This is a genomic window from Ruegeria sp. ANG-R (genome assembly GCF_000813985.1).
GTDB lineage: Bacteria > Pseudomonadota > Alphaproteobacteria > Rhodobacterales > Rhodobacteraceae > Ruegeria.
This window is the reverse complement of the sequence record NZ_JWLJ01000001.1, coordinates 496,963-522,057: the sequence shown is the minus strand read 5'-3', so window position 1 is coordinate 522,057 and position 25,095 is coordinate 496,963. Positions and strand designations below refer to the sequence as shown.

General features: G+C 58.6%; 20 protein-coding genes. 7 read left to right on the top strand and 13 right to left on the bottom strand.

Annotation, left to right across the window (positions count from 1 at the left end; all coding sequences use genetic code 11):
• The first annotated feature begins 183 nt into the window (after nt 1-183).
• Both RA27_RS02585 and serS read left to right on the top strand, forming a co-directional pair.
• On the top strand, nt 184-1,848 hold the full coding sequence (locus RA27_RS02585; RefSeq protein WP_039534699.1) for a mechanosensitive ion channel domain-containing protein: 1,665 nt from the start codon (nt 184-186) through the stop codon (nt 1,846-1,848).
• Nucleotides 1,849-1,920: 72 nt separating this feature from the next.
• A complete protein-coding gene (gene serS, locus RA27_RS02580; protein WP_039534697.1) occupies nt 1,921-3,213 on the top strand; it encodes a serine--tRNA ligase in 1,293 nt (430 codons plus the stop codon).
• Between the two features lie 51 nt (nt 3,214-3,264).
• Here the strand turns inward: serS and RA27_RS02575 are convergent, their stop codons facing one another.
• From RA27_RS02575 to RA27_RS02555, 5 genes are all read right to left on the bottom strand, one after another.
• The gene (locus RA27_RS02575) at nt 3,265-3,861 is read right to left on the bottom strand and encodes a helix-hairpin-helix domain-containing protein (RefSeq protein WP_241483997.1); all 597 of its coding nucleotides are present in this window, start codon (nt 3,859-3,861) and stop codon (nt 3,265-3,267) included.
• 90 nt (nt 3,862-3,951) lie between these two features.
• Nucleotides 3,952-4,938 carry a fatty acid desaturase gene (locus RA27_RS02570; protein ID WP_039534695.1) on the bottom strand — a complete coding sequence of 329 codons (987 nt, stop codon included), beginning with the start codon at nt 4,936-4,938 and terminating at the stop codon, nt 3,952-3,954.
• 164 nt (nt 4,939-5,102) lie between these two features.
• Nucleotides 5,103-6,566, bottom strand: a complete 1,464-nt coding sequence (gene der, locus RA27_RS02565) for a ribosome biogenesis GTPase Der (RefSeq protein ID WP_039534692.1) — start codon at nt 6,564-6,566, stop codon at nt 5,103-5,105.
• A gap of 49 nt (nt 6,567-6,615) precedes the next feature.
• Nucleotides 6,616-7,938, bottom strand: coding sequence for a PQQ-like beta-propeller repeat protein (locus RA27_RS02560; RefSeq protein WP_039534690.1), 1,323 nt, complete (start codon nt 7,936-7,938; stop codon nt 6,616-6,618).
• A gap of 41 nt (nt 7,939-7,979) precedes the next feature.
• Nucleotides 7,980-8,651 (bottom strand): hypothetical protein, encoded by a 672-nt coding sequence (locus RA27_RS02555; protein ID WP_039534688.1) that lies wholly within the window; start codon nt 8,649-8,651, stop codon nt 7,980-7,982.
• 226 nt (nt 8,652-8,877) lie between these two features.
• Between RA27_RS02555 and RA27_RS02550 the strand changes: the two genes are divergently transcribed.
• Together RA27_RS02550 and RA27_RS02545 are read left to right on the top strand one after the other, a co-directional pair.
• A complete protein-coding gene (locus tag RA27_RS02550) occupies nt 8,878-10,095 on the top strand; it encodes an efflux RND transporter periplasmic adaptor subunit (protein WP_039534684.1) in 1,218 nt (405 codons plus the stop codon).
• Nucleotides 10,092-13,895, top strand: coding sequence for an efflux RND transporter permease subunit (locus tag RA27_RS02545; protein ID WP_039534682.1), 3,804 nt, complete (start codon nt 10,092-10,094; stop codon nt 13,893-13,895). The genes RA27_RS02550 and RA27_RS02545 overlap by 4 nt, the downstream gene beginning before the upstream one ends.
• Before the next feature lie 57 nt (nt 13,896-13,952).
• On the opposite strand, the gene RA27_RS02540 is transcribed toward RA27_RS02545, so the two are convergent.
• The 3 genes from RA27_RS02540 to RA27_RS02530 all read right to left on the bottom strand — a co-directional run bounded on the left by RA27_RS02540 (nt 13,953) and on the right by RA27_RS02530 (nt 17,624).
• Nucleotides 13,953-14,366: a DUF2147 domain-containing protein gene (locus RA27_RS02540; RefSeq protein ID WP_052265149.1), complete on the bottom strand. Its 414-nt coding sequence runs from the start codon at nt 14,364-14,366 to the stop codon at nt 13,953-13,955.
• Nucleotides 14,367-14,478: 112 nt separating this feature from the next.
• Nucleotides 14,479-16,290 (bottom strand): ABC transporter ATP-binding protein/permease, encoded by a 1,812-nt coding sequence (locus RA27_RS02535; protein ID WP_039534680.1) that lies wholly within the window; start codon nt 16,288-16,290, stop codon nt 14,479-14,481.
• Between the two features lie 59 nt (nt 16,291-16,349).
• A complete protein-coding gene (locus tag RA27_RS02530) occupies nt 16,350-17,624 on the bottom strand; it encodes a LysM peptidoglycan-binding domain-containing protein (protein WP_039534677.1) in 1,275 nt (424 codons plus the stop codon).
• 126 nt (nt 17,625-17,750) lie between these two features.
• Here RA27_RS02530 and RA27_RS02525 point away from each other — a divergent pair, with 126 nt between their 5' ends.
• Nucleotides 17,751-18,302, top strand: coding sequence for a TIGR00730 family Rossman fold protein (locus RA27_RS02525; RefSeq protein ID WP_039534675.1), 552 nt, complete (start codon nt 17,751-17,753; stop codon nt 18,300-18,302).
• Between the two features lie 48 nt (nt 18,303-18,350).
• Here RA27_RS02525 and RA27_RS02520 read toward each other — a convergent pair whose 3' ends face one another.
• On the bottom strand, nt 18,351-18,803 hold the full coding sequence (locus RA27_RS02520; protein ID WP_039534673.1) for a host attachment family protein: 453 nt from the start codon (nt 18,801-18,803) through the stop codon (nt 18,351-18,353).
• Nucleotides 18,804-19,087: 284 nt separating this feature from the next.
• Nucleotides 19,088-19,687 (bottom strand): superoxide dismutase, encoded by a 600-nt coding sequence (locus RA27_RS02515; RefSeq protein ID WP_039534670.1) that lies wholly within the window; start codon nt 19,685-19,687, stop codon nt 19,088-19,090.
• 101 nt (nt 19,688-19,788) lie between these two features.
• On the opposite strand from RA27_RS02515, the gene RA27_RS02510 reads away from it, so the two are divergent.
• Together RA27_RS02510 and RA27_RS02505 are read left to right on the top strand one after the other, a co-directional pair.
• Entirely contained in the window at nt 19,789-20,550 is a 762-nt protein-coding gene (locus RA27_RS02510; RefSeq protein WP_039534668.1) for an FkbM family methyltransferase, read from the top strand.
• Nucleotides 20,551-20,641: 91 nt separating this feature from the next.
• Nucleotides 20,642-21,040 carry a hypothetical protein gene (locus RA27_RS02505; protein ID WP_152610637.1) on the top strand — a complete coding sequence of 133 codons (399 nt, stop codon included), beginning with the start codon at nt 20,642-20,644 and terminating at the stop codon, nt 21,038-21,040.
• A gap of 42 nt (nt 21,041-21,082) precedes the next feature.
• Here RA27_RS02505 and RA27_RS02500 read toward each other — a convergent pair whose 3' ends face one another.
• The 3 genes from RA27_RS02500 to RA27_RS02490 all read right to left on the bottom strand — a co-directional run bounded on the left by RA27_RS02500 (nt 21,083) and on the right by RA27_RS02490 (nt 25,053).
• A complete protein-coding gene (locus tag RA27_RS02500; protein ID WP_039534663.1) occupies nt 21,083-21,649 on the bottom strand; it encodes a sarcosine oxidase subunit gamma family protein in 567 nt (188 codons plus the stop codon).
• A complete protein-coding gene (locus RA27_RS02495; protein WP_039534661.1) occupies nt 21,642-24,656 on the bottom strand; it encodes a sarcosine oxidase subunit alpha family protein in 3,015 nt (1,004 codons plus the stop codon). The genes RA27_RS02500 and RA27_RS02495 overlap by 8 nt, the downstream gene beginning before the upstream one ends.
• 67 nt (nt 24,657-24,723) lie before the next feature.
• A complete protein-coding gene (locus RA27_RS02490) occupies nt 24,724-25,053 on the bottom strand; it encodes a sarcosine oxidase subunit delta (protein WP_039534659.1) in 330 nt (109 codons plus the stop codon).
• Between the last annotated feature and the right edge of the window lie 42 nt (nt 25,054-25,095).

Here is a 25,095-nt window from a genome sequence, read left to right as displayed (position 1 = left end):
CTTTGTTTTGATGATGCAGAGGGCTCTCTGCAAAGTTGGCGGGAACCTATGCTTTGAACCAGGGGTTTGCAAGCAATGGCGCTGCCAATTGACAGATCTGGCCAGCAGGTTTCCACTGCGGCGTTGCAGATATGTTCTAGGCAGGCAAATCTGGTCGGATATAGTCGCCTTGTAGGAGGCCCAATGACTCAATCAATCCAGACCCTTGGCTTGCTTGCCCGCCTGGCGATCTTAACGGTCTGGTTGTGCCTGCCAGCGCTTCCGATGTGGGCTCAGAATGCTCCGGCTGAAGGACCCGCGACGGAAGAGGTCGAGCCCGAAACCTTCAAAGCCCCGGTCATTGTCGACGGCGATACCCTGTTTTTCCTGCGCGGTTCCAGCGCCCTGCCCGCACCGGAGCGCGCAGAAGATGTTCAGAACAAGATCATCGAAGTAGCCGAAGCATCCGATGCGGAGCGGGTCACCGTCACTTTTGAAGAGTCGGAGTTCGGGATTCGGATTTTTGCGGATGGCGTACAGGTGTCCATCGTGACGGATGCCGATGCCGATCTCGATCAGATGGATCTGAGCGTTCTAAGCGTATTGCACGGTGAGGCGATAAAACAGGCCATCGAAAGCTATCGCGCAAACCGCACCGAGCAGGCACGGGTGTCAGGCGCGATTGAGGCCGTGGGGTGGACCCTGGGGTTCGCTCTGTTCATCGTTGTTATCCTGTGGCTGCACCGACGCATCAGGCGGCGGACGCTGATGGTGGTCCGGCGGTATCTGAAGGACGTCGAGACTGCGACAGCCAAAAGCGTTCAGGCGGAAGCTATTGCTGCACTGATCCGATACGGTCTGAACTTCATCTTGCTGGTCACCTTCTTTCTTGGGTTTTATTACTACCTGTCCTTTGTGCTGCTGGCCTTTGCCGAAACCCGGTATTTCGCGCAACTGCTTCTGACATACCTGACACAGCCCGTCCTTCTGATCTTCAAGGGCGTGCTCAGTTACATTCCGAATCTGATCATGCTGGCGCTTATCACATGGATAACGCTGTATATTATCCGTGGTATGCGCGTGTTCTTCGACGCCGTCGAGGCGGGCTCGTTCGATATGGGCGATTTCGAGAAACACTGGGTAAACCCCACCTTCAACATTGCCCGGGTCGTCGTGATACTTATCGCTCTGGTCTTTGCGGTGCCGTATATTCCGGGTTCGGATTCGGCAGCGTTTCAGGGGCTGACCATCCTGGTCGGTGCCATGCTGTCGCTGGGTGCGAACTCGGTCGTTTCAAACATGCTGGCAGGGCTATTCGTGATTTATCGCCGCTCCACCTCGATCGGGGATCGTATTCAGATCGGAGATCATGTTGGCGATGTGGTGCGGATCAAACTGATGGAGACCCATCTGAAGTCCATCAAGAACGAGTTGATTTCGATCCCCAACGCGCAGCTGATGAACTCGGATGTGGTGAATTTCTCGAAAAAGACCGATGGCAGCGGGCTGTTGCTGCACACCACGGTCGGCATCGGCTATGAGGAGCCACCCGAGAAGGTCGAGGCGATGCTGATCGAGGCGGCGCATCGCACCAAGGCAATCAAGGCCAAGCCCGAACCTTTCGTACTTTGGACCGCGCTCGCGGATTATGCGATCAACTATCAGATCAATGGCTACACCACGCGGGGCAGCATCATTCCCAAGATTCGCTCGGACCTGCACCGCAACATCGTTGCCGTCTTCAACGAGAACAACGTGCAGATCATGACCCCTTCGTACATGGCTGATCCGCCCGAACCGAAAATCCCGGCAGAGGAATGGGATGGCCATCTGGCGCATGAAACCCACGCGGATACGGATTCGTCGTAACCGGCGCTACACCCCGCCTCTCAGATGGTGCATAAGCGGCTGTAGTGATTCACGCATTCAAGGATCTGAGACATGCACGACATCCGCGCCATTCGCGAAAACCCTGCCGCCTTCGACGCCGCCCTTGCGCGCCGTGGGGACGCGCCGGTGTCGTCAGACCTGCTGCGGCTGGACGAAAGCCGCCGGGCCAAGATTCTGGCAGCCGAGACGGCTCAGGCCGAGCAGAACAAGGCCAGCAAAGAGGTTGGTGCCGCCAAAGGGCGCGGAGATGAGGCTGAATTCGAACGCCTGCGCGCTCTGGTCGCCGAGAAAAAGGCCGAAGTGGCCCGGATGCAGACCGAAGCCAAGGATCTGGACGCCCTGCTGACCGACCAACTGATCCGCATCGCCAACCTGCCCGCCGAAGACGTGCCCGAGGGCGCGGATGAGAATGACAATGTCGAGATCAACCGCTGGGGCACGCCGCCCGCACTGGATTTCGCGCCGAAAGAGCATTTCGAAATCGAAGCCGTTCAGAACGGTATGGATTTTGAGACGGCCGCGAAACTCTCCGGCTCGCGCTTTGTGCTGCTGTCCGGCGGCGTCGCGCGCATCCACCGCGCTTTGGCGCAGTTCATGCTGGACACGCACATCAACGAGAACGAACTGACCGAGGTCAACGGCCCGGTTCTGGTTCTTTCCGAGATGATGCAAGGCACGGGGCAACTGCCGAAGTTCGGCGAAGACAGCTATCAGACCCGCGAAGGCTGGTGGCTGATCCCGACATCTGAGGTGTCGCTGACCAATATCGTCAACGACACGATGATCGAGGAGAACTACCTGCCCCGCCGCTACACCGCGCATTCGCTGTGCTTCCGGTCCGAGGCCGGTTCGGCAGGCAAGGACACGCGCGGGATGCTGCGTCAGCACCAGTTCGAAAAGGTCGAGATGGTCTCGGTCACGCATCCGGATAAGTCGGATGAGGAGCAAAAGCGTATGCTGCGCTGTGCCGAAGCGATTCTGGAAAAGCTGGGCATCCCCTATCGCACTGTCATCCTGTGCACGGGCGACATGGGTTTTGGCGCGCGTCGCACCTATGACATCGAGGCATGGCTTCCGGGTCAGGATACCTATCGCGAGATTAGTTCGGTTTCGACTTGCGGTGATTTCCAGGCCCGTCGCATGAACGCACGCTTCCGCCCGGAAGGTGGTGGCAAACCCGAATACGTCCACACTCTGAACGGGTCCGGCCTGGCCGTTGGGCGCTGCCTGATTGCCGTGCTTGAAAATGGTCAGAACGCGGATGGCACAGTAACTTTGCCTGATGTCCTGGCACCCTACCTTGGTGGCAAACTGACCCTGCGGACCGACGGCACGCTGGCATAACAGAACCGACGCACATCAGCGCCGGTTTTGATCGGATAAGGCGGAGGAGAACTACTTCTTCGCCTTTTTCTTATCTTTCTTCTTTCCGGGTTTCTTTTCGGATTTCTTGCCGGACTTGTTCTTTGCGCCCTTCTTTTTATCGTCCTTCTTGTCCTTCTTATCTTTCTTACCCTTCTTGGACTTTTCCTTGACCTTTTCCTTTGCCTTGGAAAACGCCGCCTCCATCTCGGATTTCTTCTTGGCCGCTTTTTCGGCTTTGGCCTTGGCTTTGGCCTTTTTCTTTGCCTTGGCCTCGGCAGCGGCCCGTTCTGCGGCCGCGCGTTCTTCTGCAGCCTTGCGCTCAGCCTCGGCCTTGTTCGCGGCGGCATTGCTTTTTGCGGTAGCACGCTGCACGGCCGTTTTCCGTGCTGCCGGTTTTCGGGTAGCTGCACGACGCGCTGGTGCTCGGGCCGCCGGTTTTGGTTTGGCACCGGAAAGCTCTTTGGCTGCGGCGATCAGATTTGCTGCACGGGCCGAACCGATGCGGGGAATACCGGCCAGATCTTCCGGCTTGGCCTTGGCCAGGGCTTCGGCTGTTTTAAAACCCTTCGCGTCAAGCGCCTGTGCCAGCATCTGTCCTACGCCACGCACGTCAGTAACTGCAGTCATTTCGGTTCCTTTCATTGTCGCACCCCAAGCTCGGATGTACGTCGCATATACATTCAGGCAAGGGTCTTCGGTCATCCATCTGTGCGGGTCTTAACCGCTTTCGGCCAACCGATGCTCGGCGGATTTTTTGGGGAATGGGACAAGTCGCTTTGAATTCTCATCCCAGAGTTTCAGGTTCAGCGCCGCCACGGCTTCGGGGAATTTGATCCGTCGCGGTGTGTATTCAGGCGGCAGATTATAATGGCAGGCGCGCAGCCTGTATGACGGGATACGCGCATTGAAGTGGTGGATGTCATGCAAAGTGATGCACGCCACCGCATTGTCAAACCACCAGCCGAAATCCAGCGCCGACGACCCTTCCAATGCGGCCAGTTTTGGGTCCAGTTCGGGGCGGCGATCCCAATAGGTGTCTTCAAAATTATGCTGCAGATACACCAGAAACACCCCAAGCATCCCCCCCAGCAGCGAAAACACCAGCCAGACCAGTATGCCCGTGGCCCCCGCGATCAGATAAAGTAGCCCCAGAAACACAACAATCGAAAGATTGTGCAGCAGCACGCCTGTCACACCGAACCGAACGGTGTTCTTAGGCCAACGATAGCGGATGAAATAGGTGAATAACGCCCCTACCGGCACCAGAATGAAGGGATTGCGATAAAGCCTGTAGAACAAGCGCGTTTTCCAGTCGGCCTCGTTCCATTCGCGCACCGTCATGGTGTGGATTTCCCCGGTTTCGCGATGCTCGAGATTCCCGATACCGGAGTGATGCAGGTTATGGTTCTGCTTCATCACCTCGAAAGGCGCAAAGGTGAAAGGCGATAGCCCGTGTCCGGCCCATTCGTTTTGCTGACGGGTTTCGAACAGCGAATGGTGGCCGCAATCGTGTTGCAGTACGTAGAGACGTACAGCAGAGAAGGCAAAAACGACCCCCGCCGGGATCATGATATACCAGCGATCCACATACATGATCGCCAGTGTCAGCGATGTGAAATACACCGCGAATGTTCCAAAATAGTTCAACGCGGCAAGCTTGTTGTCCTGCACCGCGTATTGTCTTGTATATTCTCTCAGATCCATCACGCCCGCTCCCCAGGGTGGTCCGATTGATAGCAGTCCCAAAGTTATGTGCGGAAACCCCGCAAACAAGCAGCGCGTGCAAAACAAATGCACGCGCTTGAATGCTAGCGTGACGGAAAGAAGCTGTCACGCCTTCTGTCCGAAAATGCTGAAAATTAGCGCGGTTACGCGCGTCCCTTGAGATGTTTTGCCAAGGCGCCAGCGTTTTTCTTGCGCCGCCCTTTGTATGGGTTCTTGTCACCCTGTCCGCGCAACGTCAGGCGGATCGGGGTGCCGGGCATGTCGAAATCCTCGCGCAGGCCATTGACCAGATAGCGCGAATAGCTGTCGGGCATCTTGTCCGGGTGTGAACACATGACCACGAATCCTGGTGGACGGGTCTTGGCTTGCGTCATATAGCGCAGCTTGATCCGACGACCCTGAGGCGCCGGCGGTGGGTGCTGCTCTAGCATCGCGGTCAGCCAGCGGTTCAGCGCCGCGGTCGGGACGCGCCGGTTCCAGACGTCATGGGCACGCAGAATGGCGGCGCGAAGACGCTCCAACCCCCGGCCGGTCTTGGCTGAGACCGTGATCAGCGGCGCGCCGCGAAGCTGAGGCAACAGACGCTCAAACGACTCTTTCAGATCGCGCAGCTTTTCCTGCTTGTTGTCCTCGACATCCCATTTGTTGACGGCAACGACCACAGCGCGCCCCTCACGTTCCGCCAGATCGGCAATACGCAGGTCCTGCTGTTCAAACGGAATGGCCGCGTCGAGCAATACCACCACCACCTCGGCAAACTTGACCGCCCGCAAACCGTCAGAGACCGAGAGCTTCTCAAGCTTTTCCTGTACCTTGGCCTTCTTCCGCATCCCTGCCGTATCGAAGATGCGCATCGGAGTGTACCCGCCATCAGGATCAGCCCAGTCGATCCGCAGGCTGATGGCATCACGCGTGATTCCGGCCTCGGGGCCGGTCAGCAGACGATCTTCACCCATGATCTTGTTGATCAAGGTGGACTTGCCCGCGTTCGGGCGTCCGACCACCGCAACCTGCAAGGGTTTCGCGTCGGAGATCAGGGGCGTTTCACCCTCGCCGTCCTCATCCAATTCGATATCGGTTTTCGGGGTCTCGTCGGCCTGCGCTTCTGCGGCGGCATCAGCCAGCGGCATCAGTTGCGCGTATAGATCGGTCATCCCCTCACCATGCTCGCCCGAAAGACGCACAGGTTCCCCCAACCCGAGATTATACGCTTCGAGCACACCCGCATCAGCGGCGCTGCCCTCGGCCTTGTTGGCGGCTAGGATCACGTGTTTGGAGCGTTTGCGCAGGATCTCGGCAAACATCTCATCCGTGGGCGTCAGCCCTACCCTCGCGTCGATCATAAACAGGCAGACATCGGCCATGTCCACAGCACGCTCGGTCAGGCGCCGCATCCGGCCCTGCAGGCTGTCGTCGGTCGCATCCTCAAGACCCGCCGTATCGATCACCGTAAAGCGCAGGTCACCCAGACGCCCCTCGCCTTCGCGCAGGTCGCGTGTCACGCCGGGCTGATCATCGACCAGAGCCAGACGTTTGCCCACAAGGCGGTTGAACAGGGTGGATTTGCCCACGTTCGGGCGGCCCACGATAGCGAGGGTCAGCGACATGATACTCAACTTTCAAGACTCAAGATGCGCCCTTTAACGCATCTTGTCGTCAACGGAAAGCGTGCAGTTCGCCCTTGGTCGACACGACATAGAGCGTCTGGCCCGCCACAGCCGGTGCGGTGGTCGCTCCGCCGGGCACCTCGACCTGATGCACCAACGCACCGTCAACAGGATTGAAAAACCGCAGATAACCGTCATTCGAGGCCACGACAAGCCGCCCACCAGCCATGATCGGGCCATAATGAGCAAAGATCGGACCACGGCGGCCGGGCTTGTTCTTGACGAAACCGGGCAGATCTATTGCCCAGACAATCGACCCGTCGGTTGCATCCAACCGCACCAGCTGGCTGCGGTCGCTGATCAGAAAGACACTGTTCCCGGCAGGCCATACCGTATCAACGGCACCTTCCGGGGCGGTCCAGTTCCGCTCACCCGAACCGGAATCAAAAGAAACCGTACGGCCCGAGTGGTTGCCGATGAGAATCGAATTACCCGATACCATCGGACCGGCGGTCACATCAACGATCTGAGCCGCGGCACGGCCCCGGCGCCCGCCCGCCACGGATGCGTTCCAGCGCAGGATGCCACCCCTGCGGAACGTCGCCGCGATATCACCCGATCCAAAGGCAAAGACGGACAACTCGGAAGCAATTACCGGCGCAGGCGCGCCCAGTACGTTTCCGACGCTCGGCGTGCCTTCGATCTGCCAGAGAATCCGGCCATCTTTGGTATTCACGGCCCAACCGGTTTCATCACCTGCCACCAGATAGAGGATTCCGCCGCTGACCAGAGGCGCGCCGCTGCCGGTCGCGTTCAAGCGCTTTTGCCATTTCTGGGCCCCCGTCTTGGCATCAAGTGCCGTCAGGCGACCGAAGCCGGACGAGACATAAAGCACACCGTCGGCATAGGCGAGCCCCCCGCCGGTGGCATCGTCGTCCTTTTCGTTAGGCGGGATCAGGTTGGTGCTCCAGGCGACCTGCCCCTGCGGCGTGACACCTGAAACAGTTGCACCGGAATCGAGCGTATAGATAAGGCCGCCAGCAACAACCGGATCTGCGGTGATCCGCTGTTTGCGACTGTCACCCGCACCGATATTTGCAGACCATATACGCTGTGGGGTGGCACTTAGCGCCGCGTTGGTTGTACGAAAATCCGGCGTACCCGGGCTTTGCGACCAGTTTGCGTTCCGGCTTTGGGCTGGAAGGCTGATCGGTTTGGCGCCGAGTGTTTCGACGGTCTCGTTATCGATGGCGGCGCGAATGTCCTCACGCTCACCGGGTAGAATGACCTCGGGCTCCCGACAGGCGCCCAGTGCGGTCAGGGCTATCGCCGCAGCGGGCAATCCAAAGCGTGAGAAGTAACGTGCTACCATATTCCACAAACTCGCCTGTGATGTTCCGTTTCGCTGCCGGGTCAACCCTGCTGAGCCGCGACAGGCTCGGGTTCACCCCCAAGCGCCACGATAAGTTGTGCTGCGCGCTGTTGCAGATCGACGCTGGCTTCGGCGTCCTGACGCAAAGCCTGCAGCCGATCCAGAGCGGCTTGCGTGTTTCCTTCGGCCACATCAATAAGGGCCAGTTGTTCTTCGGCGAGCAGACGCAAAGGCGCCCCGGGTATGGCCAGGGCTTCGAACTGCTGACGACGGTCCGCCACCGGCATCGTGTCGGTCTGCAGCAGCAACGCCTTGAAACTTGCAATCGCGCGGTAGATTTCAGGCAAATCCCCCTGCGTGGCGATGGCGTTCAGGCTGTTCACGGCATCCTGCTCGGACCCGGCCTCGGCCTGTGAGGCGGCCAGCAGCATGTTCAGAACCGCGTCACCCCCGGCCGACGATGTATCGACCGCCTGCAGGCGCGCTGCGCGCTCGTCCGATCCGTTTTCAGCAAGCGCCGACAGAATCGCATCGCCCAGCGCCTGTGCCTGATTGGTCTCGCGCGCCTTGCGGTATTCGTTGAACGCAGCACCTCCGACTATCGCGACGACGGCAACGACTCCGACCCAGCCCCACCGACGCAAAAGAAGGTACATGCGATCGCGGCGCACCTCTTCGGTGACCTCATCAATAAAACTGTCGGCGTCGCTCATCCCTGCCCCCAGGCTCGTTTGTCCGCTTTTCTAGCGCCATGTCATACCCCGGCGTTCAAGCCAAGCCAAGTGCCCGAATTCACACAATTGCCGGGACAGGTGTAGCCCTTGCGTAAAAAACTGAACCGAACTATTCAGTTCAGTATGGAAAACCCATGGCCACGGCCCCATTTCAAGGCATATGCGCCCAAGCCCATTGCGCGTTCAGATTTGGAGACAATACCGCATGCGATTGATTTCATTCGTTAACGCCGTTTTGGTTATTATTGCGTTGTATTTCCTTGTGTTCGAGCGGGACGCGCTGTTTGCGTTTGCCGGGCGCAGCGACGATCCGGTCGAAACCACAGCCGAAGAATCGGCATCGCCTTCGGATTCGATTGGTGTCGTGGTGCTGCGCTCGACCGCGCGCGAAATCGGCAGCGCCGTGCAGTTGAGGGGTCAAACCAAAGCAAACCGTCAGGTCGAGGTTCTTGCCGAGACAATTTCGACCGTTGTGTCAGAGCCCAAACGCAAAGGCGCTTTTGTAGAAGCGGATGATCTGCTGTGCGAACTTGACCCCGGAACCCGCCCGGCAAGCCTGACCGAGGCGATGGCGGCAAAGCTTGAGGCGGAAAGCCGTGTTCCCGAAGCCGAAGCCCGCCTGCTCGAGGCACATGCCCGTGTGGCTGAGGCCGAGATCAACCTGAAGGCTGCCCGCAAGCTCTCGGAAACCGGGTTTGGGTCCGAGACACGCCGGATCTCGAGCGAAGCGGAAATGAGCAGTGCAGAGGCCGGCGTCAAAACCGCCGAGGCCGGTCTGGAAGCAACGCAAGCCGGGATCGAGGCCGCCACGGCAGCAGTCGCGGCAGCGCAACGCGAGATCGACCGTCTGACCATCGAGGCTCCGTTCAGGGGGTTGCTGGAAAGCGATACCGCCGAATTGGGAAGCCTGATGCAGCCGGGCTCATTGTGCGCAACCGTCATCCAACTTGACCCGATCAAGCTTGTGGGTTTTGTACCGGAAACCGAGGTGAACCGGATCATTGTCGGTTCAATGGCCTCAGCCCAGCTGGTCACCGGCTTGCAGGTCGAAGGGCGCGTGACCTTTCTCAGCCGCTCTGCGGATGAAACCACTCGGACCTTCGAAGTAGAGATCACGGTTCCCAACCCGGAACTGCTGATCCGCGACGGCCAGACCGCCAACATTCAGATCGCAGCCGAAGGTGTCAAAGCGCACCTGCTACCGCAATCCGCGCTGACGCTGAACAATGAGGGTGAATTGGGCGTGCGCACCGTCATCACTGACAATGTGGTTGATTTCGTCCCGATCCGCCTGCTGCGCGACAGCGCCGAAGGCGTTTGGGTCGGCGGCTTGCCGGAAACGGCTGATATCATCGTGATTGGTCAGGAGTTCGTGACGCGCGGTGTGACGGTGACGCCTACCTACAGGGAAGCATCGCAATGACGGGTATCGTCAGTTGGGCCGCAAGCCGTGCCAGAATGGTTCTGGCCTTCATCGCGATCTCGCTGGTTATCGGCGGGTATGCTTATGTCGGGCTCCCGAAAGAGGGTGAGCCGGATATCGACATCCCGATGCTGTTCGTGTCGGTGCAGTTTCCCGGCATCTCGGCAGAGGATAGCGAGAGCCTGCTGATCAAGCCGATGGAAACCGAGATGGCCGATCTCGACGGTTTGGACAAGATGACCGCCACCGCCGCCGAGGGCTACGCAGGCGTTTTGCTGGAGTTCGAGTTCGGTTGGGACAAATCCGCCACCATCGCAGATGTGCGCGATGCGATGAACAGCGCGCAAGCCGATTTCCCCGACGGGGCCGAGCAATACACGATAACCGAAGTCAACTTCTCGGAGTTCCCGATCGTCATCGTCAACCTGACCGGCCCGGTGCCCGAGCGCACTATGGCGCGCGTTGCCAAAGACCTGCAGGACGAGCTTGAGGCGCTGGATGCCGTGCTTGAGGCCGGTATCGCCGGTAACCGCGATGAGATGCTTGAGGTCGTCATCGACCCGCTGCGGCTGGAGGCATACAACGTAACCGCTGCCGAGTTGATCAGCGTGGTGCAGAACAACAACCAACTGATCGCAGCGGGTGAGGTTGAAACCGAACAAGGCACGTTCTCAGTTAAAATCCCCTCGTCGTTCAAAACCGCGCAGGATGTCTATGGCCTGCCGGTCAAAGTTAATGGCGACCGCGTGGTCACTCTGGGCGAGTTGGCCGAGATCAACTATACCTTTGAGGACCGCGCGGGCACGGCGCGGTTCAACGGTGAGTCCACGGTCGCGCTGCAGGTGGTTAAGCGCAAGGGTTTCAATCTCATTGACACCGTCGCGTTGATCAAAGCCACCGTCGCTGAGGAACAGGCCAAGTGGCCGGCCGAGCTGCAAGCCGCAGTGGATGTGGGCACCTCAAACGACCAAAGTCGCATCGTCGATTCAATGGTGCGTCAGCTTGAAGGATCGGTTCTGACCGCAGTCGCACTTGTGATGATCGTGGTTCTGGCTTCTCTGGGGACACGTGCCGCGCTGCTGGTCGGCTTTGCGATCCCGACCTCGTTCCTGTTGTGCTTCGCCTTTCTGGCGATGATCGGGGTCACAATCTCGAATATGGTGATGTTCGGTCTGATCCTTGCCGTGGGCATGTTGGTGGATGGCGCAATCGTCGTGGTGGAATATGCCGACAAGCGCATCAAGGAAGGCGTTGGCCCCATGCACGCCTATGTCGAAGCCGCGCAACGGATGTTCTGGCCGATTGTCTCTTCGACCGCCACGACCTTATGCGCCTTCCTGCCGATGCTGTTCTGGCCCGGTATTCCCGGCGAATTCATGAAGATGCTGCCCATCACGCTGATCTTCGTTCTGTCGGCCTCGCTGATTGTGGCACTGATTTACCTGCCCGTCGTCGGCGGTGTCTCGGGCCGGATGAGCCGCAATTTCGATCGGAGTTCAAACTGGCTACGGGCACGCACGCCATGGTGGGTGCGTGCGCTTCTGGTGCCTCCATCACTTTACTTGATCTTCCTTGGCGCGATGCAGGTCCTGAACCCCAACTACCTGCTGCCCGGCGGCTCACTTGCGGGCGTTCTGCTGTTCCTGTTCGGCGCCTTCGCCGGGTCGGTCACGCTGAGCGCAGCCAAGATTGAACGCGCCCCTGATGAGCATGTTCACACGACCAAAGAGCACACTTCGTTCGGGTATGTCATCAAGTTCCTTGTCGGCAATCCGGTTATGCCCGTGGTATCAATCGCCGTAGTCTTTGCAGCGGTGTTCTGGGTCGCATTCATCGTGTTCCCCCAAAACTCTCGCGGTGTCGAATTCTTCGTCGAAAGCGAACCGGAACAGGCCACGGCCTATGTTCGGGCGCGTGGGAACCTGTCGCTGGCCGAGAAAGACGAAATGGTGCTTGAGGCCGAACGCGTGATCAGCGCCCACCCGGCGGTAATCAACGTATTTGCCTTTGCGGGCGAAGGCGGTCTCAATCAGAACAATGGTGGCGCAGAAGCCCCCGCCGACACCATCGGCCGCGTCCAGTTCGAGCTCATTCCATGGGAAGATCGCCCAATCAGTTCTGAACAGATTACCGGTTGGTTCTGGGGACCGATTGCGGGGCTGCTCGGCTTTGCAAAGGAAGAAGTCGCAGCGGAATATGACGGCAATTTTGTTCTGGACGAACTGACCGCAGAGCTGGCATCCCTTCCTGGTTTCATCGTTGATATTCAGGCACTGGAACAAGGTCCCGCTTCGGCCAAGCCCGTTCATCTGCGGATCAAGGGCGACAGCTGGGAGGATCTGACGGCTGCGACACTTACGGCGCGCGAGGCCTTCGACAACACCCCCGGCCTGATCAAGATCGAGGACACTCTGCCCCTGCCCGGCATCGACTGGCAGATCGACGTGGACGTGGCCAAGGCGGGCCGGTTCGGCGCTGACGTCGCAACCGTAGGCGCAATGGTACAGCTTGTGACGCGCGGTATCCTGCTGGGTGAAATGCGCCCGGATTCCACCGACGAAGAGGTTGAAATCCGCGTTCGCCTGCCCGATCAGGATCGTGTATTGTCGACGCTGGATACGCTGAAAGTACGCACGCCGGACGGGTTGGTGCCGCTCTCAAACTTTGTCACCCGCAAACCGGTGGCCAAGCTCGCCGAGATCAATCGCGTAGACCAGCAACGGTACTATGACGTCAAGGCGGATGTCGAACCGGGACTGAGCAAGATCGTAACCACCGATCCGGACGGCGCTGAGCAGCGTCTGGCAACTGTACGAGCGATCAACGAAGGCGCGGCGCCATCGGGCACGACGATCGCCAGTGCGGATGGGACAGAGTTTGAGCTCGTACAATTGACAGGTGCTGAGAGTGTAGGCGAAGTGCGGTCAGCAATCGAAAGCGGCGATGCACGTTTTGCACTGATCAACCCGAACGAACGGATCGCGGTGCTGAGCGAATGGCTGCAAACCGATCCCTTCGGTCGCACCATCACTTGGGAATGGACCGGCGATCAGGAAGATCAGGCGGAAAGCCAGGCCTTCCTGTCCAGCGCGTTCCTCGCCGCGCTGGGCCTGATGTTCGTGATCCTGCTGGCGCAGTTCAATTCGTTCTACAACTCGGTTCTCGTGCTGCTTGCGGTGGTCCTGTCCACGACAGGTGTGCTCCTGGGCATGATGGTGATGCAGCAGCCATTCTCGATCATCATGACCGGAACCGGGATTGTCGCGCTGGCGGGGATCGTCGTGAACAACAACATCGTTCTGATCGACACCTATCAGGAATACAGCGGCTACATGTCGCGCATCGATGCCATCGTCCGCACCGCCGAGGCGCGTATTCGTCCGGTTCTGCTGACCACGCTGACCACGATGGCGGGTCTGACCCCGATGATGTTCGGCCTGTCGCTGGATTTCATCGGCGGCGGTTACTCGATCGACAGCCCCACAGCGCTTTGGTGGAAACAACTGGCGACGGCTGTGGTCTTTGGCCTTGGCACCGCGACGGTTCTAACGCTGATCGTGACGCCATCGCTTCTGGCGCTGCGCGTTTGGGTCACGACCTACGCCGTGTGGCTGGGCAAAGCGTTGGCACGCGCCACTGCGGGCCAGTCCAGCCAGATCGCTCAGGATATGGCAATAGATCAAAGCGCGAAGGACATGCAGGCAACCGAGATCGTGTGGAACGAAGGCGGCGACTCTGACACCAGGTCGGACGTAGGCCCGGAGCGCCCGCCGGGATCACCTCTGAAAGCCGCAGAATAGAAAATGGCGAGCCACAGGGCTCGCCATTTTACGTTTCAGTGTTGGTCTTGTCCGGGCTCACTTATCGGACAGGCGCGTCCAGGTCTGGTGACCGCACACAATGTGTTCGCATCCTTTGACCGTAAGGGAATTCCCCGAGAGCGTCATTTGCGGATCGACATCCACATCGATCAACGGAACCCAAAACTCTCCACCACCGTATTTTCCATCGCCCTTGCTTGCCACGTCCCAGAAAAGCTGCTTGCCGATGTTGGGAGTTTGCACCTCTTTGCCGGAGCTGTCATAGGCCGAGAGGACCTTGCCGCAGAACTTGCCTTTGCACTCGGATATCTGGATGTGCGAAATCAGATTCTTTCGATCCGGCTGTGTTTTCCACACACCTTCGATCGGGTCCGCGTAAGCGCTTGAGGCGAACGCCAGTCCGGCGACGAAGGCCGGCACCATGACCATGCGCAAGTTTTTCAGTTTCATTCTCGATAGCTCCATTCCCAGGATTTCAACAATAGACGGATACGGAACACCTAACCCTAGTCGCATGACCTGCGAAGAGGCGAAACATCACAGTGACGTCAGTATCAGAAGATCAGGCAGCATCATCCTCCGACTGCTGGCGGCTCCACAATCGGGCATACCGCCCGTCGCGCTGCAAAAGGTCATCATGCGTGCCCTGCTCCAGTATCTCGCCCTTTTCCAGCACCACGATCCGGTCGGATTCCGCGATAGTGCTGAGACGGTGCGCGATCGTCAGAACTGTCCGCCCCTCGCCCGCCCGGGCCAGCGCGTCTTTGATGTCTTGCTCGGTATCCGTATCCAACGCGGATGTCGCTTCGTCCAGCAACAGGATCGGCGGGTTCTTGAGCAGCGTTCGGGCGATACCGACACGCTGCTTCTCGCCACCTGAAAGCTTCAGGCCGCGTTCACCGACCTTGGTGTCGTACCCTTCCGGCAGACTGACGATGAAGTCGTGAATCTGCGCAGCCCTGGCGGCTTCTTCCACATCCGCCTGTGTAGAACCTTCGCGCCCGTAGGCGATGTTGTACCGGATCGTGTCATTGAACAGGACCGTATCCTGCGGAACGACACCGATTGAGGCGTGCAGACTGGTCTGGCTGACATCACGCACATCCTGTCCATCGATTTTCAGCGACCCACCGGTGACGTCGTAGAACCGGAACAACAGCCGCCCGATGGTGGATTTGCCCGAGCCCGTTGCCCCGACAATTGCCACAGTCTGACCTGCAGGCACGGTCAGGGAAACGCCTTTCAGGATTTCCCGATCCGCCTCGTATCCGAAATGCACATTCTCAAGTGTTACCTCGCCGCCGTTTACCTTCAGGTTCGGTGCGCAGGGTTTATCCATCACTTCCGCAGGTTGTTCCAACAGATCGAACATCTGCCCCATATCCACCAGCGACTGACGAATCTCGCGATATACCGTTCCAAGGAAGTTCAACGGTACGGTAATTTGAATCATATAGGCGTTGACCATGACAAAATCGCCCACGGTCAGAGAGCCCTTCTGCACGCCGATTGCGGCCAGAACCATCACTCCGATCAGACCGCAGGTTATCAGAAATGACTGGCCAAAGTTCAGGAATGCCAGTGAATATGCCGTCTTCAACGCAGCCGTGGCATACCCCTTCATCGAGGCGTCATAGCGTTCGGCTTCACGTGTTTCGGCATTGAAATACTTGACTGTTTCGAAATTCAGAAGGCTGTCGATCGCCCGCTGATTGGCTTCGGTGTCCTGGTCGTTCATCTCACGCCGCAACTTCACACGCCATTCGGTAACCGCGAATGTGAACCAGATATAAAGCGCAATCGTCACAGCAACGACCACCAGATACCAGACATCAAACAGCCACAGAAGGATTATGGAAACCAGCAGAAGTTCCAGGATCAAAGGCCCGATCGAAAACAGCAGGAAGCGCAGCAGGAACTCTACCCCCTTCACGCCCCGCTCGATGATCCGACTGAGCCCCCCCGTGCGCCGCGTCACGTGATAGCGCATCGAAAGCTGGTGAATATGCTGGAACGTCTCAAGCGCCAGCGCCCGCAACGCGCGTTGCCCAACCGGGGCGAAAAGCGCATCGCGCAGTTGCTGGAACCCAACCGTCATCATGCGGGCGACGCCATAGGCCACCGTCAATCCAACCGCGCCCAGCGCCAAAGGTGGAACGCCCTCGCCTGCCAAACCGTCCACGGCACCTTTGTAAAGGATCGGGGTATACACCGCGATCAGCTTGGCCAGCACCAACATCGCCATCGCCCAGACAACACGGCGTTTGACCCATGGCTCATCCTCGGGCCAAAGATAGGGTGCCACCTTGCGGATGGTACGCCAGCCTGAACGGTGCTCGTCCGGGTCGGCCTGGATCGTGGATGGTTGTCTCATCACGTACCTTAACTGCGGTCAGAGATAGGCCATGGCCCAGAAAGGGCCAGTGGCAATATTCATTCGGGGATGGTGAAGATCTGCCCCGGATAGATCAGGTCAGGATCGCGAATGGCGTCCTTGTTGGCCTCGAACAATTTGACGTATAGCACGCCGTCGCCGAACCGGTCCCGCGAAATCGCCCAGAGCGTATCGCCCTTTTGAACCGTGACCGACCGGATCGCCGGAGTGTCCGCCGAGGCTCCTGCAGGTTCGGTGGCCTCCACCGCACGCAACACTTCAACGGGCTCACGTTTGAACGGAGTCTCAAGTCTGCTGACTACGGTGCCATCCGGCGCAACCTCATCCACGCGCAAGGTGTAGACGCCGGGGTCGATGCCCTCGACCTCGCCGCGCCACTGACCGTCGGTAGCCGGAGCAAGGTCCGCCACAAGCCGATTGTCCAGATACAGGCGCACCGCCGATCCGTCCTGCGCCCGCCCGGTCAGTTCAACATCACCAGTGTCCGAATATCCGATCGTATCCAGGGCGATCTGTTTTGGCGGAGTATCCTGCACAGTCGGGGGTTGCACGAGCTCGACCCCTTCTTCGCCTGAACGCAAGACCGCGACCTGCTGACCAGAGGCGCCAGCCGCTTCAGGTTCGGTTTCGGTCTCTGGCTGCGCCGCGTCAGTTGCAGGAGTTGCGGCCCTCGCCACTTCTGTTTCTTCTTCAGTTGCTTCGGTTTCTGTGACCGGTGCCGCAACAGTATCAGCAGTGGGTTCGTCGGCGGTGGATGCGGGCGCTTCAGGAGTTACCGGCGCGGGTAGTGCGGCGATCAGGTAATCATCTGAACGGCTCGCGTCATCCCCGTTCCGGGTTTCCAGAACAAGCCCACGGGCGTCATCGGCAAATGGGATCGAAACGAACTCGGCGAACTGACCGCTCTCGTCGACAGTAAAGCTGTGAACCGTCTCGCCATCCAGCAAGACGCTCACCTCGGACCCTGGCTCGGCATTCCCGGACAGCACGGCGTTTCCATCGGGTTCCACGAAAATCTGGTCCAGAACCGGTGCCGGCGCGACCCGGGCTTCCGTTTCCTCGCTGACAGGGATGCTGTCTCCGGTCGCCTGCTCGGCGGTTTCCGTGGTCTGCCCTTCGGTTGGTTGCGTATCTTCTTGAACAACCTCGGAAATCGGTTCCGCTGTTTCATCCGCATTCGGCACGGCCTGCTGGTGAGGCTTGCCCAACATACCGGTCAGATACAACCCGCCCGCCACGAGGACGACAACGATCCCGGCAACCAGCCCCCATAAAAAGGTACCAGAGCCTCCGCTTCCCGATTTGGCGTTCATTCTTTTCCTTTCACTCCGCCCGGTAAATGCCCGGTCTGGCGCGCATTCCATGGAGCGGTTGAGCCAACCTATCAATCCCGCTATCAGGGGTCAAAACCCCTAACACAAGAGCAGAGAGCCAAACCTATGTCCCAGAAATCCGTCTGTGTGTATTGCGGGTCACGCAATGGTGTGAATCCTGCCTATTCCGCCGCCGCCTACAGATTCGGGGAATTGCTTGCCGAAGAAGGCTGGCGGCTGGTCTACGGGGCCGGAGATGTAGGGCTGATGGGCGAGGTTGCCCGCGCGGCGCAGTCTTCCGGGGGTGATACGTTCGGGGTGATCCCGGTGCATCTGCTGCAGCGGGAGGTGGGCAAAACCGACCTGACCCGTTTCATCGTCACCGAGACAATGCACGAGCGCAAGAAAGTCATGATCATGAATGCGGACGCCGTGGTCGTCCTACCCGGCGGGCCCGGGTCACTGGACGAACTGTTCGAAGCGCTCACATGGCGTCAGTTGGGCCTGCATGACAAACCCATTCTGGTGATGAATGTGGACGGATATTGGGACACGCTGCACACGCTGCTGGACCAGTTGATTGGTCAGGGATTTGCCGATGCATCGCTGGCAGATTTTATCACCTGGATCGATACGCCGGATTCGGCGATGTCTGAACTTCGCAGGTTGCTGAACTGACACATCCAACAATCGGGCGGCTTGAGCCGCCCGAGTATCGGCATCGCTTTAGGCAGGTTTAGCGAGCCGGGATTGAAGTATCCGCTCGACCTTGTGCAACGGATGGTTTGTCAGCGTCTTATCGACCTCGGCCACCACCTTTGCCAGCACCTCACTGTGCAATCTGCGGCGCAGCAGGCCCAGAACATGGGGGCTGGCGACCAATACCAGTCTCTTATAGGCCCCTTTCAGGCCCTTCCGGTTCAGAAGGTTCGCAACATCCTGAACGAACAGGGATTTGGCGTGAGTTCTCCAGGTCTCCTCTTCCACCGCTGATTTCTGGTTCGGGCCCGTATCGGGCCGTCGCCCTGCCCGATCGGTCGGTTTCATCGGCACCGCGCCTTGTTCTTCGACGGACACGACAACCAGATTGGGGTCCTGCGCGTCGGTGATATTCTCCATCACCAGTGCTTTCTCCCCGTCGGCAATAATAACCCATGTTCCCTGTTCAAGTGCAGCCATTCGTGATCTCCTGTATCGCTTTGGTTGGCTTTCGCCTGTCCCATAGACACACCTGCCCAACGATGCGGCGTTGGTGTTTCGCGCGCAGTCTGGTCGGTATTTGGTTGATTGGCGGTTCTCTCCCTCCGCCTACTTTACGTAGGTGCTAGAAGGCGGCGCACAATGGGTGCGATCACGAAAGTTGACGTACCGGCAGGTTTTCACCGACCACTCATCAATTCCTAAGAAAAAGGCCCGCCAGCATCACTGCCAGCGGGCCTTTCGATGATCTCATTCAGAGAAGATTACATCCGCGATGCGACGTTTTCCCAGTTCACCAGATTGTCGAGGAAGTTCGACAGGTAAGCCGGACGCTTGTTGCGGAAATCGATGTAGTATGAGTGCTCCCACACGTCACACCCCAGCAGTGCGGTCTGACCAAAGCACAGCGGGTTCACGCCGTTCTCGGTTTTGGTAACAGCCAGCGAACCGTCCGCGTTCTTGACCAACCACGCCCAGCCCGAACCGAACTGACCAGCACCGGCAGCGCTGAACTGCGATTTGAATTCGTCAACCGAGCCAAAGCTCTCGGTCAGAGCCTTCTCCAACTCACCGGGCATCGCGTTGCCACCGGGGCCCATCATCTCCCAGAACTGGTTGTGGTTCCACAGCTGGCTGATGTTGTTGAAGATACCGTTTTGTGCCACGGCGTTTGCGTCGTAAGTGCCAACGATGATTTCTTCCAGCGACTTGCCGTCCCATTCGGTCTCGGCGATCAGCTTGTTGCCATTGTCGACATAGGCCTTGTGGTGCAGGTCGTGGTGATATTCCAGCGTTTCCGCCGACATGCCCTTGGCTGCCAGCGCGTCGTGTGCATAAGGAAGATCAGGAAGTTCAAAAGCCATTTCGGCCCCCTGTTGAAAATGAATGTTGCGGTTCCACAGGTTAAATGCTTTGACAGCCGCCGCAGGTCAAGGCCCGCGACACAAAAACCCGGAGGTCCGCGATGCTGACACAGGCGCGCAAAATGTTCTACCGCGCCCGCGGATATTATGCAGGGAACCTCAACGGCGAACCGTTCCGACTGGACCCCTACCATTCGAAGTTCTGGCGCAAGGCTTCGGTCGGCGACTGGGAGCCAGAGACGTTTGCGATGCTGGACAAGTTCTTGTCCCCCGAAAGCGATTATCTGGATATCGGAGCGTGGATCGGCCCCACTGTCCTGTACGGAGCTCGCAAGGCCCGCCACGTTTGGTGTTTTGAACCTGATCCGACCGCATACCGGCATCTGGCGTGGAACCTGGATCTGAACGAGGTTCAGAATGTCTCGGCCTTTGGTGTCGCCCTTTCAGACAAATTTGGTGTGGCGCGCATGGCCTCGGTTCGCGGCGAACCTGGAGACTCGACCAGCTCGCTCTTGCATGACGGCGCACATGGATCGGATGCCCTGACCATCGCTTGGGATCAATTCGAAGCGGCAAACGATCTGTCGCGCGTCTCTTTGGTCAAAATGGATATCGAGGGGGCTGAGTTCTTTGTAGCGCCCACTCTGGCCGCATGGCTGAAGAAACAACGCCCTTCCCTTTACCTGTCGCTTCACGCCCCGCTGTTGCCCGTTCACGAGCGGCACGAGCGTGTTCAAGCGTTGTTGGAAGAACTAAGCTTTTACACCAAATTGTCGGACGAAAAGATGCATCCGTTAACGGTGTCCGACCTTCTGACCGAAGACAGCCTGAACCAGTACCGGACAATCCTATTGCAGGAATAAAACCGCTCAGGTTTTTCTCGCTTAGCGCGAAATCCTGATTGCATCTTCAAGATGTCTCAGCATTATCTGACACATCAGAAGCCACAACGATTTGGATGAAATGAAAAGACCTTTTCTGACCATTGCTGCCGTACTGTTCGCACAAACAGCCACGGCAGAGAATGTCACCTATCTCTGCAAGATGACGAAGCAGGACAGCCACGGATGGATTGCCCCGGAATATGCGTTTCAGGTGGACCCCGAAAGCGGTAAAGCTAAAGCGGCAGACAGCCCCGAATGGATGGACGCGAGTTTCAAGAACCGTGGCTCAAAGGGGTATCGACTGGTCTGGCGCAGAAATGCCCGCTTATCAGCCGGTGGAAATGCCCGTGTTCGGTACCAAGCGAATTTGAATCCGGCTGACAACGCTGTGAGAATCAGCATGGCATTCGCCAACATGAACGCAGCAAACAAACCATACGGTGTAGGCACCTGCCAGGTTCAGAAATAACAAAAAAGCCCCGGATTAACCGGGGCTTTCTCATTTGAACGCTCAGTAAACGCCAACCTCGCTGCCTGGCTGTGCGGCAACCTTCAGCAGTTTGAACGCATAATCCGCTGCCGAGCGGAAGCAGACAATGCGGAAGGTCTCGGCGTCGTCCATCCAGAAGGCACCGGCCACCTGCGCCAGACGCGAGCGGCGAATCTGGCCGGGCTGGAATGCCTCGGCCGACAGCTCGACCGGTGCCAGTTTACCAAGAACCTCGCGCGCGTTCGCGCCTGAGACACGGAACACGGCCCGGGCATCTGAAACGTTGACCGCCAGCGCGTGCGTACCGCTCAGCGCGTTGGTCATCGCGGCCAGTTTGGCCTCGACCTCGGCATAAGGCACCAGCACCAGCAACTCGTCGGTGGACATCCAGCAAACACCGGTGTCGCCATCAACAAATGCTTCACGTTGGCCAGGCACCTTCTGCCCGGTCGCATCCTTGACGGCCTTGGCCAGCACCTTGTCGGACAAGTCACCGCGCAGTGTGATCATGCCCTGCAGACCGCATTCCTCAACCTTGGCGATGCCCTCATACGAGGCGTGATTCAGTGCACTGATGGGTTCAGACATTCTGCTTCTCCCCGTCCTTGTCATAAAAGATCGGGTCCACGATCTTGGCTTTGTAGGTTTTGCCATCGGTGCCCGGGAACTCGACCACTTCGCCCATCCGGTCAGGGCCGTGTTTGATCAGGCCCATGGCAATCCCTTTACCCAGATTGGCCGAGTAATAGGTCGAAGTTACACGACCGATCATATTGCGCTGACCGTTGGCATTCACACCCTCGCCCACCGCATAGGCACCATCCGGCAGAACCGATCCATCCACAGTCTCCAGACCGACCAGTTTCCAGCGTTCAGGATCAGCCATATGGGTCCGCGAATGGGCGCGTTTTCCGAGGTAATCCTCCTTCTTCTTCGACAGCGCCCAGTGCAGCCCCAGATCCTGCGGAATCACGGTGCCGTCGGTCTCGTCGCCGATCATGATAAAGCCCTTCTCGGCCCTCAGAATGTGCAGACATTCGGTGCCGTAAGGCATCACGCCGAACTCCTGCCCAGCCTCGATCAGTGCATCCCAGAACGCCTGACCCTGAGAAGCGGGAACCGCGATCTCATAGGACAGCTCGCCCGAGAACGAGATGCGGTAGGCCCGCGCGTCGAACTCTCCGATCTTGCCATCGCGCCATTCCATGAACGGCAGCGCCTCTTTCGACAGATCCATGCCACCCAGCTTTTCCAGCACCTTGCGGGCGTTCGGGCCCACAACGGCAACCTGAGCATATTGCTCTGTGACGTTGGCGACATAGACTTTCCAGTCCCACCACTCGGTCTGCAGCCACTCTTCCATGTGACCATGGATACGCTCTGCTCCACCTGTGGTGGTGTGGCACAGCCATGTATCCTCGTCGATACGAGCGACCACGCCGTCGTCGATCAGGAATCCATTTTCCGAACACATCAGGCCATAGCGGCATTTGCCGACCTTCAGCGTGGACATCATGTTGGTGTACATCATGTCCAGAAACTTGCCTGCGTCGGGGCCTTTGACGATCAGCTTGCCGAGCGTCGAAGCATCCAGCAAGCCGAGGTTTTCGCGGGTGTTCTTGACCTCGCGATTCACCGCGTCATGAACGGATTCACCGGGACGCACATAGGCGTATGTCCGGCGCCAATGACCGACCGGCTCCCAATCAGCGCCGTTCTTATCGTGCCAGTTATGCATCGGCGTTTGACGGATCGGCTGGAACACCTCACCGCGCGCTTCGCCACCAATCGCACCCATCGAAATGGGCGTATATGGCGGGCGGAAAGTAGTGGTTCCCACTTTCGGGATCTCGGACTCAAGCGCATCAGCCAAGATCGCCAAGCCATTGATGTTACTCAGCTTACCCTGATCCGTCGCCATACCCAGAGTGGTATACCGCTTGGTGTGTTCAACACTCTCGTAGCCTTCGCGGGCTGCCAGCTGCACATCAGAGACTTTGACGTCATTCTGAAAGTCCAGCCATGACTTCATGCGCAGTTGAATCTCTGCATTGGCCGGCATGAGCCAGACGGCTTCCATCGCAGCTTCTTCGGTGGTTTCACCAACAGGAGCCTTGGTGTTTTTGGGTTTGAAACCCGCTGCTTTGGCGGCTGCTTTACCTGCCGCATGTGCATCAGTCAGAACCTCGGCCAATGCCAGCGGTCCGTTCGACGCCCCAGCTGCAACGACGAACCCTTCGCCATCGGCACCCAGAGGCGGGCGCGCCGGGTCGGGACGGAAATGGGCCTGGGCCTCATCCCAGATCAGCTTGCCACCACAATGCGACCACATGTGAACGACCGGAGACCAGCCGCCCGACATCGCAACCGCATCACACTCAACCTCTTCGCGCGCGCCGCCGATGCCGTTCTGGTTGCAAAGCTCGACCTTTTTGACGCGCTTGCCGCCTTTGACCTTGGCAATCGCCTTGCCCGGATCAACACGGATACCCAGCTGTCGCGCCTCTTCTGCCAGAGGTCCGGCTGTGTCCCGCGCATCGACCACGCGCAAAACATCCACACCCGCCTGCTTCAGGGTGATCGCGGTGCGATAAGCATCGTCGTTATTCGTGGCGACGATGACCCGATCGCCCGGGGTCACCCCCCAGTTGACCACATAGTCGCGCATGGCCGAGGCCAGCATCACACCCGGCACATCGTTCCCAGCAAAAGAAAGCGGACGTTCTATTGCACCAGTGGCAGTTACGACCTGTTTTGCCCGGATGCGCCACAAGCGATGACGCGGGCCCTGCGTACCAGGTTTGTGGTCGGTCAGACGCTCGTAACCCAGCACATAACCGTGGTCATAGACCCCCGCCCCCATGCAACGATTGCGCATGGTAACGTTGTCCATTGTTTCGAGTTCGGAAACCAATTGTTCCACGAACTTATCCACAGGCTCACCATTGACCGATCCGCCGTCAACCGGAGCGCGACCACCCCAATGGGCGGTCTGCTCGATCAGCAACACCTTCGCACCCGACTGGGCAGCCGTTTTGGCGGCTTGCAGACCTGCGATACCACCACCAATCACCAGAACATCGGTGAAAGCATAGAAGTGCTCATAGGTATCCGCGTCCTTGGTTTCCTTATCCGGCGCTTTACCCAGACCCGCCGACTGACGGATGAACGGTTCATACACATGCTTCCAGAACGGCTTTGGGTGGATGAACATCTTGTAGTAGAAACCCGCCGGCAAAAACCGCGACAGGTGGGTGTTCACGGCGCCGATGTCGAACTCGAGGTTCGGCCAGTGGTTCTGAGACACCGAGGTCAGGCCGTTGAACAGCTCGGTCGTGGTGGCGCGCTGGTTCGGTTCGAACCGGCTGCCCTGCCCCAACCCGACCAGAGCGTTGGGCTCCTCCGCCCCACTGGCGACGACACCGCGCGGGCGGTGATACTTGAACGACCGGCCCATCATCATCTGGTCATTGGCCAGCAGAGCCGAGGCAAGCGTGTCGCCTTCATAGCCCTGCATCGAGGTGCCGTTGAAGGAAAAGGTGACCTGTTTCGACCGGTCAATCAGCCGGCCTTGTTTTGCGAGACGGGTGCTCATAGTGCGGACCTTTCGCGGGTAGAGGCGTCGGGGCCTCCGGCGGGAGTATTTTTGAAAAGATGAAGCATCAGGAGAACTCTCTCCAAGACCATCCTGGGCGTTTTGCGGTGATGGCGTCTTTGATTTCTTGCGGCGGCTCGGTGGTTTGGGCGGAATAGGTTCCAAACACCTCGAGCGTCTGGGTGCAACGCGCGGCGTGGAACCACTTGCCACAACCGTTGGCGTGGCGCCAGCGTTCGAAATGCACGCCCTTGGGGTTTTCACGCATGAACAGGTAGTCATGGAATTCGTCATCAGACGAACCGGGGCCAAAGCGCTTCAGATGCGCCTCGCCACCTGCAGCCAGTTCAGTTTCTTCGGCGTCGACGCCGCAATAGGGGCAATTTAGGATCAGCATATGTTCATCCTTTTGGCGGTTGGTCGACAACGTGGCCGACCC

Coding starts and splice junctions, on each gene's coding strand:
- RA27_RS02585 (WP_039534699.1), top strand. CDS start 184: ATGACTCAATCAATCCAGACCCTTGGCTTGCTTGCCCGCCTGGCGATC.
- serS (WP_039534697.1), top strand. CDS start 1,921: ATGCACGACATCCGCGCCATTCGCGAAAACCCTGCCGCCTTCGACGCC.
- RA27_RS02575 (WP_241483997.1), bottom strand. CDS start 3,861: ATGACTGCAGTTACTGACGTGCGTGGCGTAGGACAGATGCTGGCACAG.
- RA27_RS02570 (WP_039534695.1), bottom strand. CDS start 4,938: ATGGATCTGAGAGAATATACAAGACAATACGCGGTGCAGGACAACAAG.
- der (WP_039534692.1), bottom strand. CDS start 6,566: ATGTCGCTGACCCTCGCTATCGTGGGCCGCCCGAACGTGGGCAAATCC.
- RA27_RS02560 (WP_039534690.1), bottom strand. CDS start 7,938: ATGGTAGCACGTTACTTCTCACGCTTTGGATTGCCCGCTGCGGCGATA.
- RA27_RS02555 (WP_039534688.1), bottom strand. CDS start 8,651: ATGAGCGACGCCGACAGTTTTATTGATGAGGTCACCGAAGAGGTGCGC.
- RA27_RS02550 (WP_039534684.1), top strand. CDS start 8,878: ATGCGATTGATTTCATTCGTTAACGCCGTTTTGGTTATTATTGCGTTG.
- RA27_RS02545 (WP_039534682.1), top strand. CDS start 10,092: ATGACGGGTATCGTCAGTTGGGCCGCAAGCCGTGCCAGAATGGTTCTG.
- RA27_RS02540 (WP_052265149.1), bottom strand. CDS start 14,366: ATGAAACTGAAAAACTTGCGCATGGTCATGGTGCCGGCCTTCGTCGCC.
- RA27_RS02535 (WP_039534680.1), bottom strand. CDS start 16,290: ATGAGACAACCATCCACGATCCAGGCCGACCCGGACGAGCACCGTTCA.
- RA27_RS02530 (WP_039534677.1), bottom strand. CDS start 17,624: ATGAACGCCAAATCGGGAAGCGGAGGCTCTGGTACCTTTTTATGGGGG.
- RA27_RS02525 (WP_039534675.1), top strand. CDS start 17,751: ATGTCCCAGAAATCCGTCTGTGTGTATTGCGGGTCACGCAATGGTGTG.
- RA27_RS02520 (WP_039534673.1), bottom strand. CDS start 18,803: ATGGCTGCACTTGAACAGGGAACATGGGTTATTATTGCCGACGGGGAG.
- RA27_RS02515 (WP_039534670.1), bottom strand. CDS start 19,687: ATGGCTTTTGAACTTCCTGATCTTCCTTATGCACACGACGCGCTGGCA.
- RA27_RS02510 (WP_039534668.1), top strand. CDS start 19,789: ATGCTGACACAGGCGCGCAAAATGTTCTACCGCGCCCGCGGATATTAT.
- RA27_RS02500 (WP_039534663.1), bottom strand. CDS start 21,649: ATGTCTGAACCCATCAGTGCACTGAATCACGCCTCGTATGAGGGCATC.
- RA27_RS02495 (WP_039534661.1), bottom strand. CDS start 24,656: ATGAGCACCCGTCTCGCAAAACAAGGCCGGCTGATTGACCGGTCGAAA.
- RA27_RS02490 (WP_039534659.1), bottom strand. CDS start 25,053: ATGCTGATCCTAAATTGCCCCTATTGCGGCGTCGACGCCGAAGAAACT.